Annotated in this window: 22 protein-coding genes and 2 pseudogenes; 6 read left to right on the top strand and 18 right to left on the bottom strand. The window is 68.5% G+C overall.

Annotated elements, in window-relative coordinates:
* The first annotated feature begins 129 nt into the window (after positions 1 to 129).
* Positions 130 to 1,509 (top strand): DUF349 domain-containing protein, encoded by a 1,380-nt coding sequence (locus tag LDL21_RS14490; RefSeq protein ID WP_181696954.1) that lies wholly within the window; start codon positions 130 to 132, stop codon positions 1,507 to 1,509.
* Positions 1,510 to 1,719: 210 nt separating this feature from the next.
* Here the strand turns inward: LDL21_RS14490 and LDL21_RS14485 are convergent, their stop codons facing one another.
* Together LDL21_RS14485 and miaB are read right to left on the bottom strand one after the other, a co-directional pair.
* Positions 1,720 to 2,298 (bottom strand): Rv2732c family membrane protein, encoded by a 579-nt coding sequence (locus LDL21_RS14485; RefSeq protein WP_225280482.1) that lies wholly within the window; start codon positions 2,296 to 2,298, stop codon positions 1,720 to 1,722.
* Between the two features lie 119 nt (positions 2,299 to 2,417).
* Entirely contained in the window at positions 2,418 to 3,962 is a 1,545-nt protein-coding gene (miaB, locus tag LDL21_RS14480; protein WP_225280481.1) for a tRNA (N6-isopentenyl adenosine(37)-C2)-methylthiotransferase MiaB, read from the bottom strand.
* 233 nt (positions 3,963 to 4,195) lie between these two features.
* On the opposite strand from miaB, the gene LDL21_RS14475 reads away from it, so the two are divergent.
* From LDL21_RS14475 to LDL21_RS14460, 4 genes are all read left to right on the top strand, one after another.
* Positions 4,196 to 4,924, top strand: coding sequence for an amino acid ABC transporter ATP-binding protein (locus tag LDL21_RS14475; protein ID WP_181697032.1), 729 nt, complete (start codon positions 4,196 to 4,198; stop codon positions 4,922 to 4,924).
* A gap of 36 nt (positions 4,925 to 4,960) precedes the next feature.
* Positions 4,961 to 5,797 (top strand): glutamate ABC transporter substrate-binding protein, encoded by an 837-nt coding sequence (locus tag LDL21_RS14470; RefSeq protein WP_181696951.1) that lies wholly within the window; start codon positions 4,961 to 4,963, stop codon positions 5,795 to 5,797.
* A gap of 85 nt (positions 5,798 to 5,882) precedes the next feature.
* On the top strand, positions 5,883 to 6,554 hold the full coding sequence (locus tag LDL21_RS14465; protein WP_181696950.1) for an amino acid ABC transporter permease: 672 nt from the start codon (positions 5,883 to 5,885) through the stop codon (positions 6,552 to 6,554).
* On the top strand, positions 6,551 to 7,447 hold the full coding sequence (locus tag LDL21_RS14460; protein WP_181696949.1) for an amino acid ABC transporter permease: 897 nt from the start codon (positions 6,551 to 6,553) through the stop codon (positions 7,445 to 7,447). Before LDL21_RS14465 ends, LDL21_RS14460 begins: the two co-directional genes overlap by 4 nt.
* Positions 7,448 to 7,497: 50 nt before the next feature.
* On the opposite strand, the gene LDL21_RS14455 is transcribed toward LDL21_RS14460, so the two are convergent.
* From LDL21_RS14455 to LDL21_RS14405, 11 genes and pseudogenes are all read right to left on the bottom strand, one after another.
* Entirely contained in the window at positions 7,498 to 8,358 is an 861-nt protein-coding gene (locus tag LDL21_RS14455) for a 3-hydroxyacyl-CoA dehydrogenase (protein WP_225280480.1), read from the bottom strand.
* 107 nt (positions 8,359 to 8,465) lie between these two features.
* Entirely contained in the window at positions 8,466 to 9,443 is a 978-nt protein-coding gene (locus tag LDL21_RS14450; protein WP_225280479.1) for a glycine betaine ABC transporter substrate-binding protein, read from the bottom strand.
* Complete coding sequence (locus LDL21_RS14445; protein ID WP_225280478.1) at positions 9,440 to 10,243, bottom strand: ABC transporter permease; 804 nt, start codon at positions 10,241 to 10,243, stop codon at positions 9,440 to 9,442. Before LDL21_RS14445 ends, LDL21_RS14450 begins: the two co-directional genes overlap by 4 nt.
* 70 nt (positions 10,244 to 10,313) lie before the next feature.
* On the bottom strand, positions 10,314 to 11,483 hold the full coding sequence (locus tag LDL21_RS14440; protein ID WP_225280477.1) for an ATP-binding cassette domain-containing protein: 1,170 nt from the start codon (positions 11,481 to 11,483) through the stop codon (positions 10,314 to 10,316).
* Positions 11,476 to 12,126 carry an ABC transporter permease gene (locus LDL21_RS14435; RefSeq protein ID WP_067636695.1) on the bottom strand — a complete coding sequence of 217 codons (651 nt, stop codon included), beginning with the start codon at positions 12,124 to 12,126 and terminating at the stop codon, positions 11,476 to 11,478. Before LDL21_RS14435 ends, LDL21_RS14440 begins: the two co-directional genes overlap by 8 nt.
* A gap of 407 nt (positions 12,127 to 12,533) precedes the next feature.
* Positions 12,534 to 12,692, bottom strand: a pseudogene (locus tag LDL21_RS30185) (recombination regulator RecX); the annotation flags it as partial.
* A 177-nt stretch (positions 12,693 to 12,869) separates the two neighbouring features.
* Positions 12,870 to 13,412, bottom strand: a pseudogene (gene recX, locus LDL21_RS14425) (recombination regulator RecX); the annotation flags it as partial.
* 421 nt (positions 13,413 to 13,833) lie between these two features.
* Positions 13,834 to 14,871, bottom strand: a complete 1,038-nt coding sequence (recA, locus tag LDL21_RS14420) for a recombinase RecA (RefSeq protein WP_181696944.1) — start codon at positions 14,869 to 14,871, stop codon at positions 13,834 to 13,836.
* 140 nt (positions 14,872 to 15,011) lie between these two features.
* Positions 15,012 to 15,476 carry a nuclear transport factor 2 family protein gene (locus tag LDL21_RS14415; protein ID WP_181696943.1) on the bottom strand — a complete coding sequence of 155 codons (465 nt, stop codon included), beginning with the start codon at positions 15,474 to 15,476 and terminating at the stop codon, positions 15,012 to 15,014.
* The gene (locus LDL21_RS14410) at positions 15,473 to 16,351 is read right to left on the bottom strand and encodes a pyridoxamine 5'-phosphate oxidase family protein (RefSeq protein ID WP_225280476.1); all 879 of its coding nucleotides are present in this window, start codon (positions 16,349 to 16,351) and stop codon (positions 15,473 to 15,475) included. Before LDL21_RS14410 ends, LDL21_RS14415 begins: the two co-directional genes overlap by 4 nt.
* A gap of 9 nt (positions 16,352 to 16,360) precedes the next feature.
* A complete protein-coding gene (locus LDL21_RS14405; RefSeq protein ID WP_225280475.1) occupies positions 16,361 to 16,822 on the bottom strand; it encodes a VOC family protein in 462 nt (153 codons plus the stop codon).
* A 126-nt stretch (positions 16,823 to 16,948) separates the two neighbouring features.
* Here LDL21_RS14405 and LDL21_RS14400 point away from each other — a divergent pair, with 126 nt between their 5' ends.
* Entirely contained in the window at positions 16,949 to 17,464 is a 516-nt protein-coding gene (locus LDL21_RS14400; protein ID WP_181696940.1) for a CGNR zinc finger domain-containing protein, read from the top strand.
* A 4-nt stretch (positions 17,465 to 17,468) separates the two neighbouring features.
* Here LDL21_RS14400 and LDL21_RS14395 read toward each other — a convergent pair whose 3' ends face one another.
* From LDL21_RS14395 to LDL21_RS14375, 5 genes are all read right to left on the bottom strand, one after another.
* On the bottom strand, positions 17,469 to 18,695 hold the full coding sequence (locus LDL21_RS14395; RefSeq protein ID WP_225280474.1) for a tetratricopeptide repeat protein: 1,227 nt from the start codon (positions 18,693 to 18,695) through the stop codon (positions 17,469 to 17,471).
* A gap of 7 nt (positions 18,696 to 18,702) precedes the next feature.
* Entirely contained in the window at positions 18,703 to 18,894 is a 192-nt protein-coding gene (locus tag LDL21_RS14390) for a DUF3046 domain-containing protein (protein WP_225280473.1), read from the bottom strand.
* A gap of 98 nt (positions 18,895 to 18,992) precedes the next feature.
* A complete protein-coding gene (locus LDL21_RS14385) occupies positions 18,993 to 20,147 on the bottom strand; it encodes a glycosyltransferase (protein WP_181696937.1) in 1,155 nt (384 codons plus the stop codon).
* A 131-nt stretch (positions 20,148 to 20,278) separates the two neighbouring features.
* Positions 20,279 to 20,989, bottom strand: a complete 711-nt coding sequence (locus LDL21_RS14380; protein ID WP_225280472.1) for a PIG-L deacetylase family protein — start codon at positions 20,987 to 20,989, stop codon at positions 20,279 to 20,281.
* Positions 20,990 to 21,005: 16 nt separating this feature from the next.
* Positions 21,006 to 21,182: a hypothetical protein gene (locus LDL21_RS14375; protein WP_166655713.1), complete on the bottom strand. Its 177-nt coding sequence runs from the start codon at positions 21,180 to 21,182 to the stop codon at positions 21,006 to 21,008.
* Positions 21,183 to 21,211 lie beyond the last annotated feature (29 nt).

Here is a 21,211-nt window from a genome sequence, read left to right as displayed (position 1 = left end):
CGGGACGAAATCCCAGGAAACGCGGCATCCGATCCTCGGGATCGATGGTTTCCTCGGCTCGAAGCGGGTTCAATGGGATGTGCTAGAGCGTAACCAGGCAGCCGTGACGCGCGGCAGGGACGGAGAGCAATGACCGACAGCAACGGAACCGCGAAGCCCACCCCCGGTCCGGGCCCGCGACCCTCCGGCACCCCCAAGCCCGGCGGCAAGGCTCCGCGTCCGCCCAAACCGCATGCCGTGAAACCCGCTCCCGGCCCCGACCAGACGCACCCGCACGCGGTGGTGGTGCCCGCGGCCACCGACCCGAGCAAATGGGGTCGCGTCGACGAGGACGGCACCGCCTGGGTGAAGACCGCCGACGGTGAACGCGTCGTCGGCTCCTGGCAGGCCGGTGACGCCGCCGAGGGCCTTGCCCACTTCGGCCGCCGCTTCGACGACCTGGCCACCGAGGTGGCATTGCTCGAGGCACGTTTGGCCGCGGGCGCCGATGCCCGCAAGACCAAGGCCGCCGCGCTGGCGCTCGCCGAGACGTTGCCGACCGCCGCCGTCATCGGTGACATCGACGGCCTGGCCGCCCGCCTGCAGGCCATCACCGAGCACTCCGAGGAAGCCGCCGCGCACGCCAAGGAGGAGAAGGAACGCGCCCGCCACGAGCACACCGAGCGCAAGGAAGCCCTGGCCGCCGAGGCCGAGCAGATCGCCGCCGAATCCACCCAGTGGAAGGCCGCGGGCGACCGCTTGCGCGAGATCCTCGACGAGTGGAAGTCGATCCGCGGTGTCGATCGCAAGGTCGACGACGCGCTGTGGAAGCGCTACTCCAAGGCGCGTGAGGCGTTCAACCGCCGTCGCGGCGCCCATTTCGCCGAACTCGATCGCGAACGCGCCACGGCCAAGACGCGCAAGGAAGAGCTGTGCGTGCGCGCCGAGGAGCTGTCCGGCTCCACCGACTGGACCGGTACCGCCGCGGTGTTCCGCGATCTGCTCACCGAGTGGAAGGCGGCAGGCCGGGCGCCCCGCGAGGCCGACGAGGCGCTGTGGCGCCGGTTCAAGAGCGCGCAGGACGTGTTCTTCGCCGCCCGCAACGCGGCGGTCTCCGAACGCGACGCGGAGTTCGAGCACAACGCCGTCGCCAAGCAGGAGCTGCTCGACGCCTACGAGCACATCGACCCGGCCAACGGCCTCGAAGCCGCCCGCGCCGCCCTGCGCGAACTGCAGGACAAGTGGGACGCCGTCGGCAAGGTCCCGCGCGAGCGGATGCAGGAACTCGAAGGCAGGCTGCGCGCGATCGAGAAGCGGGTGCGCGACGCGGCCGACCAGCAGTGGCGCCGCACCGACCCCGAGGCTGTCGCCCGCGCCGCACAGTTCCGCGAACGCGTCGCCCAGTTCGAAGAGCAGGCCGCCAAGGCCGAGGCAGCGGGCAAGAAGCGCGACGCCGAAAAGGCACTCGAGCAGGCCAGGCAGTGGCGCGAGTGGGCCGAAGCGGCAGAAGGCGCCGTCAGCAACCTCTGACGTCGATCGCACAGCACCCGGCGGTCGGCGCGACGAGCGCCTCTTCGCTTACGCGACAACTGATTTCGCCAGTACATCGGTAACTCACCGGGCACGCCCAGAACTCACGGCGCACCCCGGTGAGCCCGGCGAGAAACCCAGCCCCCTTCCCACGACCGGCAGAATTCGCGGGGAGGCGGGCTAGCGAGGCGGGCTAGCGAGGCGGGCTAGCTACTCGCCCATCAGGCGTTTGCGGTCGCGTTCCTCGGCTTCGCGGGCGGCATTACGGCGCTGTTCCTCCGCGGCCAGCTGCACAGCGGTGCGACTCCAGACCACGCGGATCCAGTGGAAGGTGAGCACCATGACGGCCAGGGTGCCGAGGATCAGGCCGATGCCGGGCCCGGCGCCCTCGTAGTTGCCGAGGCCCGGGGTCTGGCGGTGCCAGATCGACAGCACGCCGAACACACTCGCCACGGCCGAGCCCGCACAGGCCAACCAGGCCAGCACCCAGCGCCGGGTGGTCAGGGCCAGCAGGGAGAAACCGACGCCGAACACGATGACCAGCCACACGAAGACGCGTGAGGGCAGCCCGATGTGTTCGAGGCGGGCCGCATCGGTGCTCAGCAGCACGTCGAAGCCGCGCGCGGCACCTGCGTGCGGCAGGATCAGCGAGACGAGCAGGGCGAACACCGCGCCCGCCACCACCATGGCCCGTGCGCCGGGATCGATCTCACCGGCGATCCGCCGCTCCACGGCGTCGATCTCGCCGCGGAACTGCTCGAATTCCTGATCGTTGCCCACCCGGTTCACGTCGCTCCTGTCCGCAGGGTTACTCGGCTCGTGTGCGCCGGGCTCCACTCTGCCATCCCCCGCGCCGTCCTCGGCACCCGACCCACTACGACCGGTAGTAGAGTCCGGGTCCTCGGCGTTCATGCCGGACACCCGGTCGAACAACCGCTGTCCACCGGCTCGATCGCGGGCGCGCCGATGCGTGGCAAGCCGAGACCGACACCGATCGGCGCGGTCTTGGGCGTGACCCCTCGCTCGTGCGCGTCGCCCGCTCGCGTGCGGCGATGCGATTTCACGACACTGTCGGCGATCAGGTGGTGCGGTGCGGCGGCGGTGATGTCGACGACGACGAGGTCACCGGGGCGGATCCTCGCGTCGGTGCCGGGCCGGAAGTGCACCAGTCTGCCGTCGCGGGCGCGTCCGCTCATCCGGGCGGTCGCCGCGTTCTTCTTGCCCGCGCCCTCGGCGACGAGCAATTCCACCTCGGTGCCGATCAGCGCCTGGTTCTCCTCGAGCGACACCTGCTCCTGCAGGGCGATGAGCCGGTCGTAGCGTTCCTGCACCACGGCCTTGGGCACCTGATCGGCCAGTTCGGCGGCCGGGGTGCCGGGGCGCTTGGAGTACTGGAAGGTGTAGGCGCTGGTGAAGCGGGCCCGGCGCACCACGTCCAGGGTCTCCTGGAAGTCCTCCTCGGTCTCGCCGGGGAAGCCGACGATGATGTCGGTGGTGATCGAGGCGTGCGGCATCGCGGCGCGCACCTTGTCGATGATGCCGAGGAAGCGTTCCTTGCGGTAGGAGCGGCGCATCGCCTTGAGCACCCGGTCCGAGCCCGACTGCAACGGCATGTGCAGCTGCGGGCAGACATTGGGTGTCTCGGCCATCGCCTCGATGACGTCGTCGGTGAACTCCGCCGGATGCGGCGAGGTGAACCGCACCCGCTCGAGCCCCTCGATCCGCCCGGTCGCGCGCAGCAACTGGGCGAAGGCGCCCCGGTCGCGCGGTTGTTCGGGGTCGACGAAATTCACGCCGTAGGAGTTCACGTTCTGGCCGAGCAGGGTCACCTCGAGCACACCCTGGTCGACCAGGGCCTGCACCTCGGCGAGCACGTCACCGGGGCGGCGGTCCACCTCTTTGCCGCGCAGCGCGGGCACGATGCAGAAGGTGCAGGTGTTGTTGCAACCCACCGAGATCGATACCCAGCCCGCGTAGGCGGATTCACGCTTGGCGGGCAGGGTGGACGGGAAGGCCTCGAGCGATTCGAGGATCTCCACCTGGGCCTGCTCGTTGTGCCGTGCCCGTTCGAGCAGCACCGGCAGCGAGCCGATGTTGTGTGTGCCGAACACCACGTCCACCCACGGCGCCTTGCGGATCACGGTGTCGCGGTCCTTCTGCGCCAGGCAGCCGCCGACGGCGATCTGCATGCCGGGCCTGCCCTGCTTCACCGGCGCGAGGTGCCCGAGGGTGCCGTAGAGCTTGTTGTCGGCGTTCTCCCGCACCGCGCAGGTGTTGAACACCACCAGGTCCGGGGTGTCGCTCGGGGCGGCCTTCACATAACCCGCGTCTTCGAGCAGGCCGGACAAGCGTTCGGAATCATGGACGTTCATCTGGCAACCGAAGGTGCGGACCTCGTAGGTGCGCGCCTCGGTGACCGAGCCGTGCGTCGCATTCTGTCCGTTCGAATCCACCCGTCCAGGGTACGGCCACCGCCCCGGTGACCTGCGTCGCGGTCGGGCCGGCCGAGCGCGACGAGGAGGCTGCCGTCCGGTTACCGGCAGGTGTCTTCTCGGCGAGCCGGGACGGCGAGTCACGGAAAGCAGGGCAAATCTCCGAAGAACGCCTAAGGTTTCTGAGCATGACCGACGACGCCGCACCCGCGACCGGGAAAGCCGACGCCGCTGCCACTGCAGGCGCGCCGCCGATGATCTCGATGCACAACGTGGACAAACACTTCGGTGAGCTCCATGTTCTGCGCAATATCAACCTGGAAGTGCCCCGCGGGCAGGTCGTGATCGTCCTCGGCCCCTCGGGCTCGGGGAAGTCCACCCTGTGCCGCACCATCAACCGGCTCGAGCCGATCGACTCGGGCCGCATCGCCATCGACGGGGTGGATCTGCCCGCCGAAGGCAAGGCCCTCGCCGCATTGCGCGCCGAGGTGGGCATGGTCTTCCAATCGTTCAATTTGTTCGCGCACAAGACAATTCTCGAAAATGTGATGCTCGCGCCGATGAAGGTGCGTGGCATCAAGAAGGACGAAGCGCGCAAGCACGCGCTCGCCCTGCTCGACCGGGTCGGCATCGCCAACCAGGCCGACAAGTACCCCGCCCAGCTGTCGGGCGGTCAGCAGCAGCGCGTGGCGATCGCGCGGTCGCTGGCGATGGACCCGAAGGTGATGCTGTTCGACGAGCCGACCTCCGCGCTCGACCCCGAGATGGTCAACGAGGTGCTCGAGGTGATGGTTTCCCTCGCCAAGGAGGGCATGACGATGCTCGTGGTCACCCATGAGATGGGCTTCGCCCGCCGGGCCGGCCACCGGGTGCTGTTCATGGCCGACGGCGAGGTCGTCGAGGACGCGGAGCCCGAAACGTTCTTCACCGCACCGCGATCCGACCGCGCCAAGGACTTCCTCGGCAAAATTCTCAGCCACTGACTTGTAGCGACACCACAAGAGGGAGAAGGAAACTCGATGAGGATCAATCGTGCGGTGCGCGTCGGCGTCGGCGCTGTGGCTCTGGCTCTCGCCGCCACCGTGACGGCGGCCTGCGGCGGCGGTGACGAGGGCAGCGCGCTCGACCACGCCAAGGAAGGCAAGCTGACCGTCGGCATCAAGTTCGACCAGCCGGGTCTCGGCCTGCGCAACACCGACGGCACCTACAGCGGCTTCGATGTCGAGGTCGCCAAGTACGTCGCCGACAAGCTCGGCGTGAAGCCCGAGGCCATCACGTTCAAGGAAACCCCGTCGGCGCAGCGCGAGACGATGATCGAGAACGGTCAGGTCGACTTCATCGTCGCCACCTACTCGATCAACGACAAGCGCAAGGAGAAGGTCGATTTCGCCGGCCCGTACTACGTGGCGGGCCAGGACCTGCTGGTGCGTGCCGACAACACCGACATCACCGGTCCCGATTCGCTCGCGGGCAAGAAGGTCTGCTCGGTGAAGGGCTCCACCCCGGCCCAGAACATCGAGAAGAACTACCCGCAGGCCCAGCTGCAGACCTACGACACGTACTCGCTGTGCCTCGAGGGCCTGCGTGGCGGTGCCATCGACGCGATGACCACCGACGACGTGATCCTGGCCGGTTACGCCGCGCAGGCGCCCGGCACCTACAAGCTGGCGGGTAAGACCTTCACCACCGAGAACTACGGCATCGGCCTGAAGAAGGGCGACACCGAGGCCCGCACCAAGATCAACGACGCGATCGAGGCGATGATCGCCGACGGTTCCTGGAAGGCCGCGCTGGAGAAGTCCTTCCCCGGCACCGGTTTCAAGGTCCCGGAGCCGCCGAAGGTCGACCGCTACTGATCCCGATCACCGTCGCGGTGGCCACGCGCCACCGCGACGGTTTCTGTCCTGCTGGCCTTTCTCATCGATCGGAGGACGCGCGTCCGTGTTCGACCTGATCTCGGAGTATGACTCCCGAATCCTCGCTGCCTTCTGGGTGACCATCAAGCTGACGTTCTTCTCGGCGATCGGTGCCCTGATCCTCGGCACCATCGTCGCCGGAATGCGTGTGTCTCCCATCCCCGTCGCGCGCTGGGTCGGCACCGCCTACGTGTCGATCTTCCGCAACACCCCCCTGACGCTGATCATCGTGTTCTGCTCGCTCGGCCTCTACACCACGCTGCAGTGGGAGCTGGCCGGTGATTCGATCAAGGACAACAACTACTGGTGGGCGATCATCGGATTGAGCGTCTACACCGCGGCTTTCGTGTGCGAATCGCTGCGGTCGGGCATCAACACCGTCCACATCGGGCAGTCCGAGGCGGGCCGCTCGCTGGGCTTCGGGTTCGCCCAGAATCTGCGCCTGATCGTGCTGCCACAGGCTTTCCGGGCCGTCATCGCCCCGCTGGGCAGCGTGCTGATCGCGCTGACCAAGAACTCGACGATCGCCTCGGTGATCGGTGTCGGTGAGGCCGCGTTCCTGATGAGCGAGATGAACGAGAACGAGGCCGCGGTGCTCGCCATCGGTGCGATCTTCGCGCTCGGCTTCGTCGTGCTCACCCTGCCGACCGGCTTGTTCTTCGGCTGGCTGGCCAAGCGATTCGAGGTTGTCCGGTGAGTTCAGGCGCTTCGGTTCTGTTCGACGCGCCCGGCCCCAAGGCCCGGGTGCGGCACTGGCTCTACTCGGTGGTGGTCGCGGCGGTGCTCGTCGCGGCAGGCGTGTGGATGTTCCTCGCCTTCCAGCGGGAAGGTCAGTTCACCGCCGCGAAGTGGAAGCCCTTCCTGGAGGCGGAGGTCTGGGAGACCTACCTGCTGCCCGGTCTCGAGGGCACGCTCACCGCCGCGGTGCTGTCGATCATCGGTGCGCTGATCTTCGGCATGATCTTCGGCATCCTGCGCCTGTCGGATCACACCTGGGTGCGCTGGGTGGCGGGCGCGATCGTCGAGCTTGCCCGGGCTATCCCGGTGCTGATCCTGATGATCTTCCTGTTCGCCGTGTTCGGCGACTACAAGGTGTTCCCCACCGATCAGCTGGCGCTGGCCGCGGTGGTCATCGCCCTCACTGTCTACAACGCGGCGGTCATCGCCGAGATCGTGCGGGCCGGTATCCGGTCGCTGCCCAAGGGCCAGAGCGAGGCCGCCGTCGCGCTCGGTATGCGCAAGACCCAGCTGATGCGCCTGGTGCTGTTGCCGCAGGCGATCACCGCGATGCTGCCCGCGCTGGTCTCGCAGATGGTGGTCGTGCTCAAGGACACCGCGCTGGGCTACCAGATCACCTATGTGGAACTGGTGCGCTCGGGTCAGCAGGTAGGTGCGGCGGAGCAGAACACGATCCCCGCCCTGATGGTGATCGCGGTCATCATGATCTCGCTCAATATCGCGCTGTCGTTCCTGGCGACCCGCTTGGAGAAGCGGCTGCGGTCGCGGCGCAAGAAGGGTGGCGGTGCGGTGCTGGCCGCCGACTCGATCGTCACCGACGCCGCACCAGGCGTGGACATCACCAAGAAGTAGACCCGGAAACCGACGGGGCCCGGTCCATTCCGGACCGGGCCCCGTTCGCGTCAATCGGTGTAGCGGTAGAAGCCCTCACCGGTCGACAGGCCGAGTTTGCCCTTGTCGATGTAGTTCTGCTTCAGCCAGTCGGCGAGCTTCTGCTCCTCCGGACCGCCGTTGGCCAGGATGTTGTAGGGCGTGGTGAGCCCGACGACGTCGAGAATCTGCATCGGGCCCATCGGTGCGCCGGTCCCGATGCGCCACGTCTCGTCGACGGCTTTCGGTTCGGCGTAACCGCCCGCGACCAGCCCCATGCCCGCGTTGAGGAACGGGACGAGCAGTGAGTTGAGCACGTAACCCGCCTTCTCCTTGTGCACTTCGATGGGCACCATGCCGATGTCGGAGGCGAACTTCACGACCGAGGCGAACACCTCCGGGTCGGTCTCTGGTGTGCCCATCACCTCGGCGGTGTTGAACTTCCACACGTGGTTGGCGAAATGCAGGGCGAGGAAACGGTCGGCGCGCCCGGTGAAACCGGCCATGTCGCTGGGCAACAGGGTCGAGGAGTTCGTCGCGAAGACCGTGCGTTCCGGGGCGAGGGTGCCCAGTTTCGTGTACAGGTCGCGTTTGATGGACAGCACCTCCGGCACCGCCTCGACGACGAGGTCGGCGTCGGCGACCGCGGCGGCCAGATCGGTGGTCAGCGTGATGCCCGCGGCCGTCGCCTCGGTCTTGGCGGTGTCGGCTCCGTCCACTTCGGCCTGGTAGGTCTTCGCCAGTTCGTCGAACCGGGTGCGGGCGGCGGTGATCGCCTTGTCGTCGATGTCGTAGGACGTCACGTCGAAGCCGTGGAAAGCGGTCTGGAACGCGATCTGGGAACCGAGGACGCCGGTTCCCAGAACTGTCACCTTGCGGAATGCGATGGTCATGCGTGTTCCTCCCAGCGATGTCGGTGTGCCGGTGTGTAGCCACCGTCCATCATGGCCCGGCCGGTCGGCATCGTGGGGAGGTGGTCCGGCCCGGGCGCCGGGGCAAGTCAGGCGGCGGTGACGAGGCCTTCGGCGATCATCCAGTCGCGGGCGACGTCGGCGGGTTCGCGACCGTCGATGTCGACCTGGCGGTTGAGTTCGGTGATGACCTCGTTGGTGAGCCGGGCCGAGATCGGCGCCATGATGTCGACCACGCGGGGGTTGGCGTCGGCGAACGGGCCGTACATCACCAGGGCCGCGTTGTACTTGGGGAAGAAGCCCTTGTCGTCTTCGAGCAGCACCAGGTCGAGAGCGGGGATGCGACCGTCGGTGGCGGCGACGGAGCCGAAGCGGCACTGTTTCGCGTCGGCGGTGGCCTGGTAGACCAAGGCGTCCTGCACGATCTGTTTCTGCGCTCTGCCCGCGTCGATGCCGTATTTCTGCGCCAGGCCCGGGTAGCCGTCGGGGCGGACATTGAACTCGGTGCCCACGCAGGTGGCTGCCGCGGCCGGGTCGGCGGCGAGCAGTTTCGCGTAGTCCGACAGGGTGCGGACCCCGGTCTCCTCGGCGGTGCGCCTGCTGGTGACCAGGGCGTAGGTGTTGTTCATCGGTGCCATGGCCGCCCACACCATGTCGTGCTGTGCGCGGTCGGCGTCGCGGACGAGGTCGAACTGTTTGCGTTCGTCGGGTTCGGGGGTCTCGTTGCCGAGGTAGTTGATCCAGCCGGTGCCGGTGTAGTCGTAGGCGATATCGATCTGGCCGTTGAGTTGCGCGTCGCGCAGGCTGTTGGAGCCCTGGATATTGGTCAGGTCACGCACGTTCGCGCCCGCGGCGGTGAGGGCGAATTCGATGAGGTAGCCGAGGATGTTGGCCTCGGTGAAGTCCTTGGACCCCACCGTCACCGCGACACCGTCGAGTTCCGGGACCGGGGTGATACTGCCCGGACCCACCGGCAGCGGCACCGAACCGCCCGATTGCAGACCGCATCCGGCGAGCACCACCGCGAGGACCGGGATCAGCCCACGCAACCATCTGCTCTTTCTCACCGCAGCCCCCTCGGCCCGAGAAACTGTTCGGCCAGCGCGCCGAGCCAGTCGACGAACAGGGCCAGTGCCACCGCGAGCACCGCACCGACCGTCAAAGTGACGGTGTCGCGCAGTTTGTAGCCGGTGTCGATGAGGATGCCGAGACCGCCCGCGCTCACCATGAACGACAGCGTCGCGGTACCGACGGCGAGCACCAGCGACGTGCGCAACCCGGCGAGGATGTACGGAATGGCGAGCGGGAACTCGATGCGCCGCAACACTTGTACGGCCGACATGCCCTGGCCGCGACCGGCGTCGATGACAGCCGGGTCCACCTGCTGATAGCCGAGGATCGTGTTGCGCAACACCGGCAGCAGCGAACAGAACGCGATCGGCGCTACACCCACCCAGAACCCGGTGGTCCGGGTGAGCAGGTAGCACAGCACGATCAAACCGATCGCGGGCGCCGCCGCCCCGATATTGGCGATCCCGACGAAAAACGGTGCGAGACGGCGGAACCGGCGCCGGGTGAGCAGCGTGCCGAGCGGCACCGCGATCACGACGACGATCGCGACCACGGCCGCCGTGATGAGCACGTGCTGCCAGGTGACCTCGGCGATATTGCCCGCACTGATACTGGCCTGCTGAACAGTCGTGAGTTCACGACGGAAGGCCCACACCAGCACACCGACGGTGAGGACCAGCACGATCACCGGTTGGGCGAGCAACCGCAGGAGTTCGGCACGCCGCTGGGTCGCCGGTGCGGACGCGGCGGCGGGGAGGTCGACGACCGGACGAGTCGAGGGAGTAGCGGTCACCATGAGCCCACCCGCTCCGCGACGAAAGTTCGAGTCGATCGGTGGTCGGGTGAGTAATTCTGCTGGTCGGGCATCATGACGACGCCTTCGCGGACGTGGCCAGATGGTCGATGAGGGTGTCTACGGTGACGACACCGGCGTAACCGCCGCTCGCGTCGAGCACGATCGCCGAGGCAGTGCGTTCGGTGAGGAGGGCGGCGAGGGCGTCCTGGAGGGTGGCATCGGCGGGGAGGGTGGCACCGATCGGGGTTCCTGCGGCGGTCAGGGAGTCCGCTTGTGCGAGTTCGTCTCTGGAGACCCGGCGAAGTGGTCGCCGTCGGGAGTCCAGGACGATCCCCCAGGGACGGTCCGCCTCGTGCAGTGCGGTGGTCAGTGCCGTGGGGTCGGTGTCCTCGGTGACGGCGACGCTCTGGTCGAGGTCGAGGTCGGCGAGGACCGCGAGGCCGAGGCGGTCGATGGTCGCGGTGGCGCCGACGAAGCCGGCGACGGTGTCGTCGGCGGGGGCGGCCAGGATCGCGGCGGGGGTGTCGTACTGCAGGATGCGGGAGCGGTCGCCGAGCACCGCGATGCGGTCGCCCAGTTTCACCGCCTCACCGAAATCGTGGGTGACGAAAACGATGGTCTTGCCGAGTTCGCCCTGCAGGCGCAGCAATTCGTCCTGCAGCAGGGCGCGGGTGATGGGGTCGACGGCGCCGAACGGTTCGTCCATCAGCAGTACCGGTGGGTCGGCCGCCAACGCCCGTGCGACTCCGACGCGCTGCTGCTGGCCGCCGGAGAGCTGGCGCGGGTAGCGGTGGCGATAGGTGTCGGGATCGAGGCCCACGAGGTCGAGCATTTCGTCGGTGCGGGCGGCGGCGCGGCGCCGGTCCCAGCCGAGCAGTCCCGGCACCGTTGCGATGTTCTTGGCGACCGTCATGTGTGGGAAGAGCCCGGCCTGCTGGATGGAATAGCCGATGCCACGGCGCAATTCGTCGGCGTCGATGGCGAGCGCGTCGCGGCCACCGATGGTGATGGTGCCCGAGGTCGGTTCGATGAGGCGGTTGATCATCCGCATGGTTGTGGTCTTGCCACAGCCGGATGGGCCGACGAGTACGACGATCTCCCCGGCGGGGATCGTCATGCTCACCTCTTCGACCGCGGGGTCCGGCTGCTCCGGATACCGTTTGGTCACCCGGTCCAGGACGATTTCCACCCCGGAAACGGCGGTGGCGGCGCCGGTTTCGGCGGTGCTGGTGTCAGTCACGAATACCCCTCGAGATGGTGAACCGTCCGAGCAGAACCAGGACGCCGTCGAGCGCGAGTGCGAGCACGACGATGAGGATGGTGCCGGTGAGCGCCTGCGGCACCGCGTTGGGACTGCCGAGGCGCGCGAGCCCGGAGAAGATCAGGTTGCCGAGCCCCGGGCCTTTCGCGTAGGCCGCGAGCGCGAGGATGCCCATGATCATCTGGGCGCTCACTCGCATCCCGGTGAGGATCGACGGCCACGCCAGCGGCAGTTCGATCCTGGTGAGCAACTGCCACCGGCCCATCCCGACGCCACGCGCGGCATCGACGGCGGCCGGGTCGACGGTGGACAACCCGAGCACGGTGTTGCGCAGAATCGGTAGCAGCGCGTAGAGGACCAGCGCGACGATGGTCGGTGCCACACCGAGTCCGAGGAACGGGATCAGCAGCCCGAGCAAAGCGAACGACGGCACGGTGAGGATCGCGCCCGCCGTCGCGGTCGCCGCCGCCGATCCGAGCGGACTCCGGTAGACCAGGATCCCCACGAGCACAGCGATCACCGTCGCGAGCAGCAGAGACTGCACCACCGCCGACACATGCAGGTACGAATCGACCAGCAACTGCTCACGCCGGTTCACCACGAACGACCACAGTGCGTCCAGGATCCCCACCTCCCCATCGTCCGGCGGCCCAACGGGCCCTGCCCCAAGATGCCCACCCACAACCCGGGCGAAACAACCCGTCACACACCCACAGCCGACCAAGCACCCGAATCCACCTGCGCGGACCCACGTTTCACTTCCGCCTCATGCTAACGCCCCACCCCGACACTCGTGGCCGTTCCGGCGCCCCCACCGATCCCCGACCCGGGCGGCCGGATCCACATCCCATGGCGGAGCCGCGCCCGCTTCGGGCAGTTCGTAGCCGCCGTGCCCCACATGGGCACGCGGTCACGCAGACCGAGCTTCCGACCCGCTTCGGCCAGTTCCGCATTCACCACGGCGTAGGCGGTGGGAGGGATGTAGCCCGCAGCAGGCCAACACATCGCGCGGTCGACCAGTCGCGCGAGTCATCGACCAGCTTCGGCCAGTTCCGCTTTCACCACGGCGTAGGCGGTGGAGGGGTTGTAGCCGCGGCGGGCGAGCATATCCACCAGGCGGCGGGTGAGTTTGGTTCGGTCGAGGTCCGGTGGTGTGGTGCGGAGTTTGCGGCGGACCAGTTCGGCGGCGGCCTCGTCGTCGCCCGGCTCCGGACGGGTGCGGCGTGCGGGTGCCGCGGTGTCACGGGAGGGCCCTCGAGCGATGCCGGCCCGGGCCTGCCGAGCGTGGCCGTCGTCGGTGCCGGGCTGCTCGGCGCCGTCGTGGTTCGCGCTGTAATCGGGGCCGGTGGCCGAGGTTCGGGCGAAACCTGCGGCATCGAGTTCCGTGGTGACGACAGCGAAGGCGGTGGACTGGTCGTAGCCCCGACGGGCCAGCATGCCGACCAGGCGACGAACCGCCTTGTCACGGTCGAGTTCTCGGGGCAGGGTACGCAGTTTGCGGCGGACCAGATCGGTGGCGCGGTCACGTTCGGCGTCGTCGGAGACCATCGACAAAGCCTGTTCGGCGTCGATGGGGGCTACTCCCTTGTCGCGCAGTTCACGCTGCAGGGCTTTCTTCCCCTTGCCGGAGTAGGTGTGGCGGGCGTGTACCCACTGTTCGGCAAAGGAGCTGTCGTCGATGAGACCGACTTCGGTGAGCCGGTCGATGGCCGCTGCGGTGACCTCGAGCCGGAAACCCTTCTCGCCGAGCCGTTTCTCCAGTTCGGCGCGGCTGCGAGCCCGCACGGCCAGCAACCGCAGGCAGGCGTCCTTGGCTTGTTCCACGGTGGCTCCGGGCCGGTCACCCGGGGCGAGCCGGCGTGTGCCGGCTCGCCGCTCGGGCTCTCCCGGTGGGGATCCGGCCGCCACCGGATCCACCTGCCGCCCGTCGTCACCACCGACGACGGTCGACAGGGAGTCTGTGTCGCGCCGCGTGGATCGGCGAGAACGCCGGGCGCGGCGGGGCGTCGCCGCCCCGCTCCCCCACTCTTCATGATCAACACCGGTTCGCGGGGCGGAATCGGTCCGATTGTGTTCATCGGTGAATCCGGTCGGGTGCGCGCGCTGCGGATCGCCCGCACCCGACCGAATTCCCTTCGCGCCCGAGGCGGCTCGTTCGGCACGAGCCGCCGGGGCGAGTTCGGTTGCCGACCCCGGTTCGCGCGTCACCTCCGACGTCAGCGACTGCGGTTGCACCTCGATACCGAGGCGAGCCAGCTGACGTCGCATGTCCTCGACCGGATCGGCCGGGTCGCGGCGTGCGCGGCCGGGGTTCGGCGTGCGCATCGGCTCAGAAGTCGGCGGGTGCGTCGGCCTCGGCGGTCAGATCCGCGCCGATGCCGAGCTTTTCCTTGATCTTCTTCTCGATCTCGTCGCGCACATCGGTGTTCTCCAGCAGGAACTTGCGGGCGTTCTCCTTGCCCTGACCCAGCTGGTCGCCCTCGTAGGTGTACCAGGAGCCGGACTTGCGGATGAAGCCGTGCTCGACACCCATGTCGATGAGCGAGCCCTCCTTGGAGATGCCGTGCCCGTAGAGGATGTCGAACTCGGCCTGCTTGAACGGCGGGCTCACCTTGTTCTTGACGACCTTCACGCGGGTGCGGTTACCGACCGCGTCGCTGCCGTCCTTGAGGGTTTCGATACGGCGCACGTCCAGGCGCACCGAGGCGTAGAACTTGAGCGCCTTACCACCGGTGGTGGTCTCGGGCGAGCCGAACATCACACCGATCTTCTCGCGCAGCTGGTTGATGAAGATGGCGGTGGTGCCCGACGTGCTCAGCGCGCCGGTCATCTTGCGCAGCGCCTGGCTCATCAGGCGGGCCTGCAGGCCGACGTGGCTGTCGCCCATCTCGCCCTCGATCTCGGCGCGCGGCACCAGGGCCGCGACCGAGTCGATGACGATGATGTCGATGGCACCCGAGCGCACGAGCATGTCGGCGATCTCGAGGGCCTGCTCACCGGTGTCGGGCTGGGAGACGAGCAGTGCGTCGGTGTCGACGCCCAGCTTGCGGGCGTAGTCGGGATCGAGCGCGTGCTCGGCGTCGATGAAGGCGGCGACACCGCCCGCGGCCTGGGCATTGGCCACCGCGTGCAGCGCGACGGTGGTCTTACCCGAGGATTCCGGGCCGTAGATCTCGACGACGCGACCGCGCGGCAACCCGCCGATCCCGAGCGCGACGTCGAGGGCGATGGAACCGGTCGGGATGACGGAGATGGGCTGGCGGGCCTCTTCGCCCAGGCGCATGACCGCGCCCTTGCCGAAGCTCTTCTCCACCTGAGCCAGCGCCAGTTCCAGCGCTTTGTCGCGATCGTAGGCCTGCGGTGCCATGATGTGGTCCCCTTCTCGAGGTGAGTGTCTCTCTGGTTGGCGCCCACAGTAGAGGGCGGCACCGACAAGTTCTGTCGCCAAGATTAGTCGAACACTCTTTCGAGTCAAGCGACGCGCCCGCAAACACGCCACGACCGTCGTCAGTGCTGCGGCAGCACCGATTCGTCGCCCTCGGCACGCGGCCCGAGGATCCGCCGTTGCGACTGTTCGATGCGCACATCGTTGATGCTCGCCTCGCGCCGGGCCATCCGCCCGTCGGGCGCGAACTCCCACTGTTCGTTGCCGTAGCTGCGCCACCACTGTCCGGTGTCGTCGTGCCATTCGTACTGGAAGCGCACGGCGATGCGGTTGTCGTGGAAGGCCCACAGATCCTTGCGCAGTGCGTAGCCGTTCTCGGTGGCCCATTTGCGGGTGAGGAACTCGACGATCGCGGCGTGGCCGGTGAAGAACTCGTCGCGGTTGCGCCACACCGAATCCTCGGTGTAGGCGGCGGCGACCCGCTCGGGATCGCGGGTGTTCCAGGCGTTTTCGGCAGCGCGCACCTTGGCACGGGCGGAATCGAGGTCGAAGGGAGGCAGCGGTGGTCGCACAGTGTCGCCTTTCATGGGTTGTGCGGTGACAGTTCGGGTGCGCCGAAGCGCAGCGGTAGCGCGCCGGGGCGTTCGATCACTTGCTCGACGGTGTAGTCGACGGCGCATTGTGCACCGGTGGTGAGATCGGCGGTGTCCCAGATGATTTCGGCCCGGCCGGTGAGTTGCAGCAGCGCACCGGTCGACCAGTCGGCGATCAGTAAACCGCACCGCGGGTGGACGGCGAGGTTGCCGAGGGTCATGAACATCGAGTTGCCGCGATAGTCCGGCCAGCGCAGCCGGGTCGGCGACAGCAGCTCGAGGAAGCCGGGGTTGCCGCCGCGGTGGGAGGCATCGGCGTGCCCGTCGGCGTCGGCGGTGGCGACGAAGAAGGTGTCGGCGGCGGCGATCATCGCCCCCTGCTCCGCGGTGAGTTCCGTGCCGTGCCGCGCCGGACCGGCTTGCCCGGCCGACACAGCGCGGATCTCTCGGCGGGAGATGTATTTCGGGCAGTTCGCGTACACCTGTTCGGTGGTGATCCGTACGCCACCGGGTAGTGGCGTCGCGGTCCCGTTCACGCGCATCCGGCGCCGCCGCTGCGCCTGCACGGCGATCATCCCGACCGCGATAGCGCCGGTCAGCGCGCCGGACAGGGGGTCGTCGTCACCGGGTAGCGCGGCGATGTCGATGGTGGTGTCGTCGATCGCGTGGACGAATCCGGCGGGTCCGGTGAGCGGACTCGCCCACAGTCGCCCCGCCGCGTCGGCCGCCGCGAGGACGACCATCGGCTGCTCGGCGAGGAAGTCCGCGGCCACGGCCGGGATTCCGGTGCGGATCGAACGCCCGACACGATCGGCGATCCCGGCCTGGCCGAGGCGTTGCTGCACGGCCAGCTCACCCGGATGGAACATGACGACTCCTCAGAAGAAGCCGCAGGTCGGCGCGCTACCCGCGGGGGCGGGTGCGGCTTCGGCGCCGGCCGGGGCGTACACCTCGAGCCGGATGCCGTCGGGGTCGGCGAAGAAGATCCCGCCCGAGGACGCGCCCTCACCATGAGCTACCACCCCTTCATGGAAGAACTCCGTGGCGAGCTCCCGCAGCGCCGACTCGACGGCGCGCACCGAGTCGAGGTCGGCGACCTGGAAGGCGAGGTGATGCAGTCCCGGTGCGCCGGTGGCGAATTCGCCGGTGCTCTGCTGCCACAGCGTGAGCATCAGCACGCCGTCGATACCGAGGAAGGCCCAGCGGCGTGCACCGTCGGCGCCGCTGCCGAGTTCCTCGAAGCCGAGACCACGGCGATAGAACTCCGCGGAGCGGTCGAGGTCGGTGACATTGAGCCCGATGTGGCCGGTGGTGAGCGCGGGAGCGGTGACGGCGGTCATGAGTCCTCCAGGAATGCGTAACTATCTATGATTGTTTTGATGGTTAGAACATAGGACGACAGAGCACCGCCGTCAACCCTTGAAATATTTTTTGATGGTTAGGAGCGCGAGTTGATAGCCTCAGACATGCGCGATCCCCGTCCGCACACCGGCGAACCACCTGCTCTGGACCTGCTCAACACCCGATGGGCAGGCGCCGAACCCGGCGATCTGCTGGCCGATCTCGACGGATTGCGCACCTGGCTGGCCCTGCTCGACCTGACCGACCGGGTACCCGCCGACGAGCACACCCTCACCGCGCTGCACACCGCGCGCGACGCCGTACACGACGCGGTCACGCGCGCCGACCACACCGCCCTCAACCGGGTTCTCGACCAGGGCCGCATTCGCCGCGAACTCACCGACGACGGCCCACGCGACATCCCCGAAGTGGCCGACCCCGCCTGGCTACCCGGCTGGCTCGCCGCCGACAACCTGCTGCGACTGATCGGCGAAGCGCCGCAACGGATCCGCCAGTGCGCCCACCCCGACTGCGTGCTCTTCTTCTACGACACGTCCAAGAACGGCACCCGCCGCTGGCACTCCATGGCGACCTGCGGCAACCGCGCCAAGGCCGCCCGCCACTACGCCAAGAGCGGGTGAGCGTTCAGAACAATTCGTCGAGCAGGCGGTAGTAGTCGAGTTTGTCCGCCTCGGGTTCGGTCAGGCCGTAGGCCGCGCGGAACGCCGTCACCGCGTCGGCACCGAAATCCTCGCCGAGGTCGCGTTCGGCCAGGGCGAGGTCGCGGTAGCGGTCGGCGCGGCCGAGCTCGGCGACGTCGATCAGCACACCACCGGCCAGCACATTGCCCGGGGTGAAATCGCCGTGCGCGACGACGAGGTCCTCGTCCGCCGGACGACGGCGGACCAGTTCCGCGAGCAGCTCGGCCGGTGTCCGATCGCGGTGATCGGGGTCGAAATCGTCGGCGTCGACGAACCCCTCGACGACATTGCGGTGCGCCCGCGCGAGGGTGACGTCGAGCCCGGCGTCGAACGGGCAGTCCGCTACCGGCAGGTCGTGCAGGGCACGCAGCCGCGAACCGAGCAGCGTCCCGGCGGCGACCGGGTCGGGTGCCTGCGACGACACCGAACCACCGCCGACATCCGCGAGAACCAGCACGTCCTCGGCGAACGCCGCCACCTCGGGAACGGCGATGCCCTTGTCGCGCAACCAGATCAGGCGCTCGTGTTCGGCGACGGCGCGCGGGCCGCGTTTGATCCAGTACTCCCCCGCCCGCAGCACATTGCCGCCGCGGCCCTCGTGCTCGTCGGACCAATCGGCCAGCGGTCCGACCAAGGCGATCACCTCGGGCGGCAAGGGCAGAGCCAGCTCGTCGAGGTGGTCGAGCGCAGCCCTGGTGGACTCGATCAGCTCGGAGTCACCGTCGGCCACCCGCAACCGCATCGCCTCGTTGAGCAGCTCGCGCGCTTCGTCGGGCCGGTGCTGTTCGGCCAGCGATTTGCCCAGGTGATGGGCCGCGAAGGAGACCAGTTCGGGGTCGAGGGCGCGGCTGGCGTCCAGCGCCCGGCGGTACAGGATCTCGGCGCGACCGGGTTCACCCTGATAGCGGTACACATCGGCCAGATTGATCCACACGGTGATGCGACGGCGCTCGGTATCGGCCAGCTCGAGGGCCTGATCCAGGCGGTCGAGCGCCTCGTCATAGCGCCCGAGCAGCATCAGCGCGATGCCGAGCCTGCGCAATCCACCGAAGTCGTGCGGGTCGGCGGCGGCGACACGGGCGGCGAGGGATTCGGCGTCGACCGGGATCATCCGCAATCGTTCGTCGAACCGGTAAGGACGTGCCGACGAGTTCTGCGCTGTCACGGACATAGTCTGGTCACCACCGGTTTCTGGGGACGTCGAAGTCGGCACACAGCGCCCGCCACACCTCGCGCGGGTCGACTCCCGCGTCGATCGCGGCCGCACCGGTCATCCCGAAGGCCGGAAGGACGTGATCGGCCAGCATGGCGTCGGCGCGCGCAACGCCGAACTCGGTGTGCATCAGCTCCTGGAATTCGGTCAACCGCACCTTGCCCAAGATACTCGCGCTGTCGCGCACCTGTCAGGACGCCGGTCCAGTGCCACGGGTCAACCGAGGGCGCGGCCGTTGTGAGGCCGGCAGGTTCCTCAGACCGTGGCCCCGATGCGATGACAGATCTCGACCGGGTCGGCGACCTCGTCCAGGCCGTCCGCGGCCCGGCGCGCGGCGGCGGCGAACGCCTTGTCGTCGAGGACCTGCCGCACGGCCGCGGCGACGGCGTCCGGGGTGAGCGGCCGGATCAGCAGCGAACTGCCCTGGCGCACCGCACGATTGGCCAACTCCCACTGGTCACCGCCGCCGGGCACGGTCACCACCGGCACCCCGGCGGAGAGTGATTTCGCGAGCAACCCGTGCCCGCCCCCGCCGACGACCACCGCGGCGTGGGTGAGCAGTTCGTCCTGGCGGCCCAGACCTGCCGTCGCCCAGGCGGGCAGGTCTGCCGGTGGGGTGTCGAGCATCGAAACCGCTGCGCGCACACCGAGTCCGGACAGGCCGTCGAGCACCGTCTCGGCCATGCCCGCCACCCCGGTGTGGGCGGTGGACGGGGCGACCATCACCAGTGGTTCGTCGCCGGGTGGCAGTTCGAGCACGGCATCGGTGGGTTCCCAGAGCAGCGGGCCGACGACGTAGGTGTCGGCGGGCCAATCGGGTCGTGGGAGCTCGAGGGCGGGCAGCGTGGCGATGAGGCGGGCGGCGGGGCCCGGGTCCTCGGCGGGCAGCCCGATTTTCACCCGCGCCGCCGAACGCTGCCGCTCACCGGCCCGCACCGCGCGGTCGGTCATGGTGCGCAGTACGGTGTCGCGCAATCGGCCGCGCACTCCCTCGCCCGGTGCCAGGCCACTCCCGATCGGCGGCAGACCTTTCGACGGAAGGTACAGCGGGTGCGGTGACAGCTCCACCCATGGCACGCCGAGGCGTTCGGCCGCGAGACCGCCGCCGGCGGTGAGCACATCGGAGACGACCAGGTCGGGCAGCATGGCACCGAGTTCGGGCAGGTTCTCGGTGGCGATATAGGCGGCGCGTTCGTGGATGCGGGCACCCGCGTCGGTGTCGTCGTCAGCCGGGCGCGGCGCGAGCCCTTTGAGTTTGCGCACACCGATGCCCGCGGCCCGCGCCGCGTCGAGCCACCGGGGACCGGTGAACAACACCGGCTCGTCTCCGGCGTCCAGCAACCGCAGACACAACGCGATCGCGGGAAACGCATGCCCTGGGTCGGGCCCGGCTACCACAGCTACTCGCATGCGCCTCACCATGCCATATCCGCAGGACGCACGGTCGTGACCCCGTCGACACAGCCCACATCGGCCGATGCCGGGCCGACCCGCCCACGCGCCCAAGACAATCGGGTGGCGTCACCGAGTCCGGCGTGCGCTCAGCCTGCGAAGGTGAACAGCTCGAAACCGACTGCGTGCGCGGCGGGAAAGCCGTCCTTGGGACCCGTGGCCATCGCCACGATCTCGTCGACCTGTTCTTCCACCGGGGCCGGGTTCAGCACCTGCAGATAGCGCCGATGCGCGGCCAGGCTGGCCCGTGCCTTGTCCAGCTGATCACTCACGTCCACCGCGTGGGTGGCGACCGGGCCGACCACGGCGGCCCAGCGCGCGGACCACGGTGCCAGATCGGCGATCTCGGGGAAGATCCATTCATTGCCCGCGTCGGAGATCGCGTCCATCGCCGAGCGTCCGACGGCCCGGTGATCGGCACTGTTCACGAAGCCGGGCGCCCAGGTGTCGCCGAAATTGAACAGCACGACCATCTCGGGGCGGTGCCTGCGGATCGCGGCGGCCAGGTCGCGGCGCAGCGGCAACCCCTCCTCGATGCGCCCGTCGGGGTAGTCGAGGAATTCCACGGTGTGCACGCCCACTTCGCGGGCGCCCGCGATCTCCTCGGACTCCCGCAACGGCGCCGCCTGCGCGGGCGGCACACCCGCGATCCCGGCCTCGCCTCGGGTGACCAGCAGATAGCGAATGTCCTTGCCCTGCTTCGTCCATCGCGCGACCGCCGCCGCCGCACCGTATTCGATGTCGTCCGGATGCGCGACGATCACGAGTCCGCGCTGCCAATCCTCGGGTAGCTGTTCCACCCCGCCCATGCTAGGGCTAGATCTTGCTGACCGGCGTCTTGTCGCCCGACCCCGTCACCGCCTTGTACAGCAGGTACAGCCCGGTGCCGATCGCGGCGAGCACCAGAATCGGCAGCACCGCCTCGAGGATCGCCCCGATGATCCAGAACGCGATGACCGCTACGACGACGATGCCGATGACCTTGAAAACCATGATGTGACTCCTCGGTGTCCGCGACCGCA

Source organism: Nocardia rosealba (assembly GCF_020216065.1).
Lineage (GTDB): Bacteria > Actinomycetota > Actinomycetes > Mycobacteriales > Mycobacteriaceae > Nocardia > Nocardia rosealba.
The sequence above is the reverse complement of the archived record's forward strand: the minus strand, read 5'-3'. Positions and strand labels throughout refer to the sequence as shown.

Bases quoted from the DNA above. Each gene is read 5' to 3' on its own strand.
- LDL21_RS14490 (WP_181696954.1), top strand. From the start codon at position 130: ATGACCGACAGCAACGGAACCGCGAAGCCCACCCCCGGTCCGGGCCCG.
- LDL21_RS14475 (WP_181697032.1), top strand. From the start codon at position 4,196: ATGATCTCGATGCACAACGTGGACAAACACTTCGGTGAGCTCCATGTT.
- LDL21_RS14470 (WP_181696951.1), top strand. From the start codon at position 4,961: ATGAGGATCAATCGTGCGGTGCGCGTCGGCGTCGGCGCTGTGGCTCTG.
- LDL21_RS14455 (WP_225280480.1), bottom strand. From the start codon at position 8,358: ATGACCATCGCATTCCGCAAGGTGACAGTTCTGGGAACCGGCGTCCTC.
- LDL21_RS14445 (WP_225280478.1), bottom strand. From the start codon at position 10,243: ATGGTGACCGCTACTCCCTCGACTCGTCCGGTCGTCGACCTCCCCGCC.
- recA (WP_181696944.1), bottom strand. From the start codon at position 14,871: ATGGCACCGCAGGCCTACGATCGCGACAAAGCGCTGGAACTGGCGCTG.
- LDL21_RS14415 (WP_181696943.1), bottom strand. From the start codon at position 15,476: ATGAAAGGCGACACTGTGCGACCACCGCTGCCTCCCTTCGACCTCGAT.
- LDL21_RS14410 (WP_225280476.1), bottom strand. From the start codon at position 16,351: ATGTTCCATCCGGGTGAGCTGGCCGTGCAGCAACGCCTCGGCCAGGCC.
- LDL21_RS14405 (WP_225280475.1), bottom strand. From the start codon at position 16,822: ATGACCGCCGTCACCGCTCCCGCGCTCACCACCGGCCACATCGGGCTC.
- LDL21_RS14400 (WP_181696940.1), top strand. From the start codon at position 16,949: ATGCGCGATCCCCGTCCGCACACCGGCGAACCACCTGCTCTGGACCTG.
- LDL21_RS14395 (WP_225280474.1), bottom strand. From the start codon at position 18,695: ATGTCCGTGACAGCGCAGAACTCGTCGGCACGTCCTTACCGGTTCGAC.
- LDL21_RS14385 (WP_181696937.1), bottom strand. From the start codon at position 20,147: ATGCGAGTAGCTGTGGTAGCCGGGCCCGACCCAGGGCATGCGTTTCCC.
- LDL21_RS14375 (WP_166655713.1), bottom strand. From the start codon at position 21,182: ATGGTTTTCAAGGTCATCGGCATCGTCGTCGTAGCGGTCATCGCGTTC.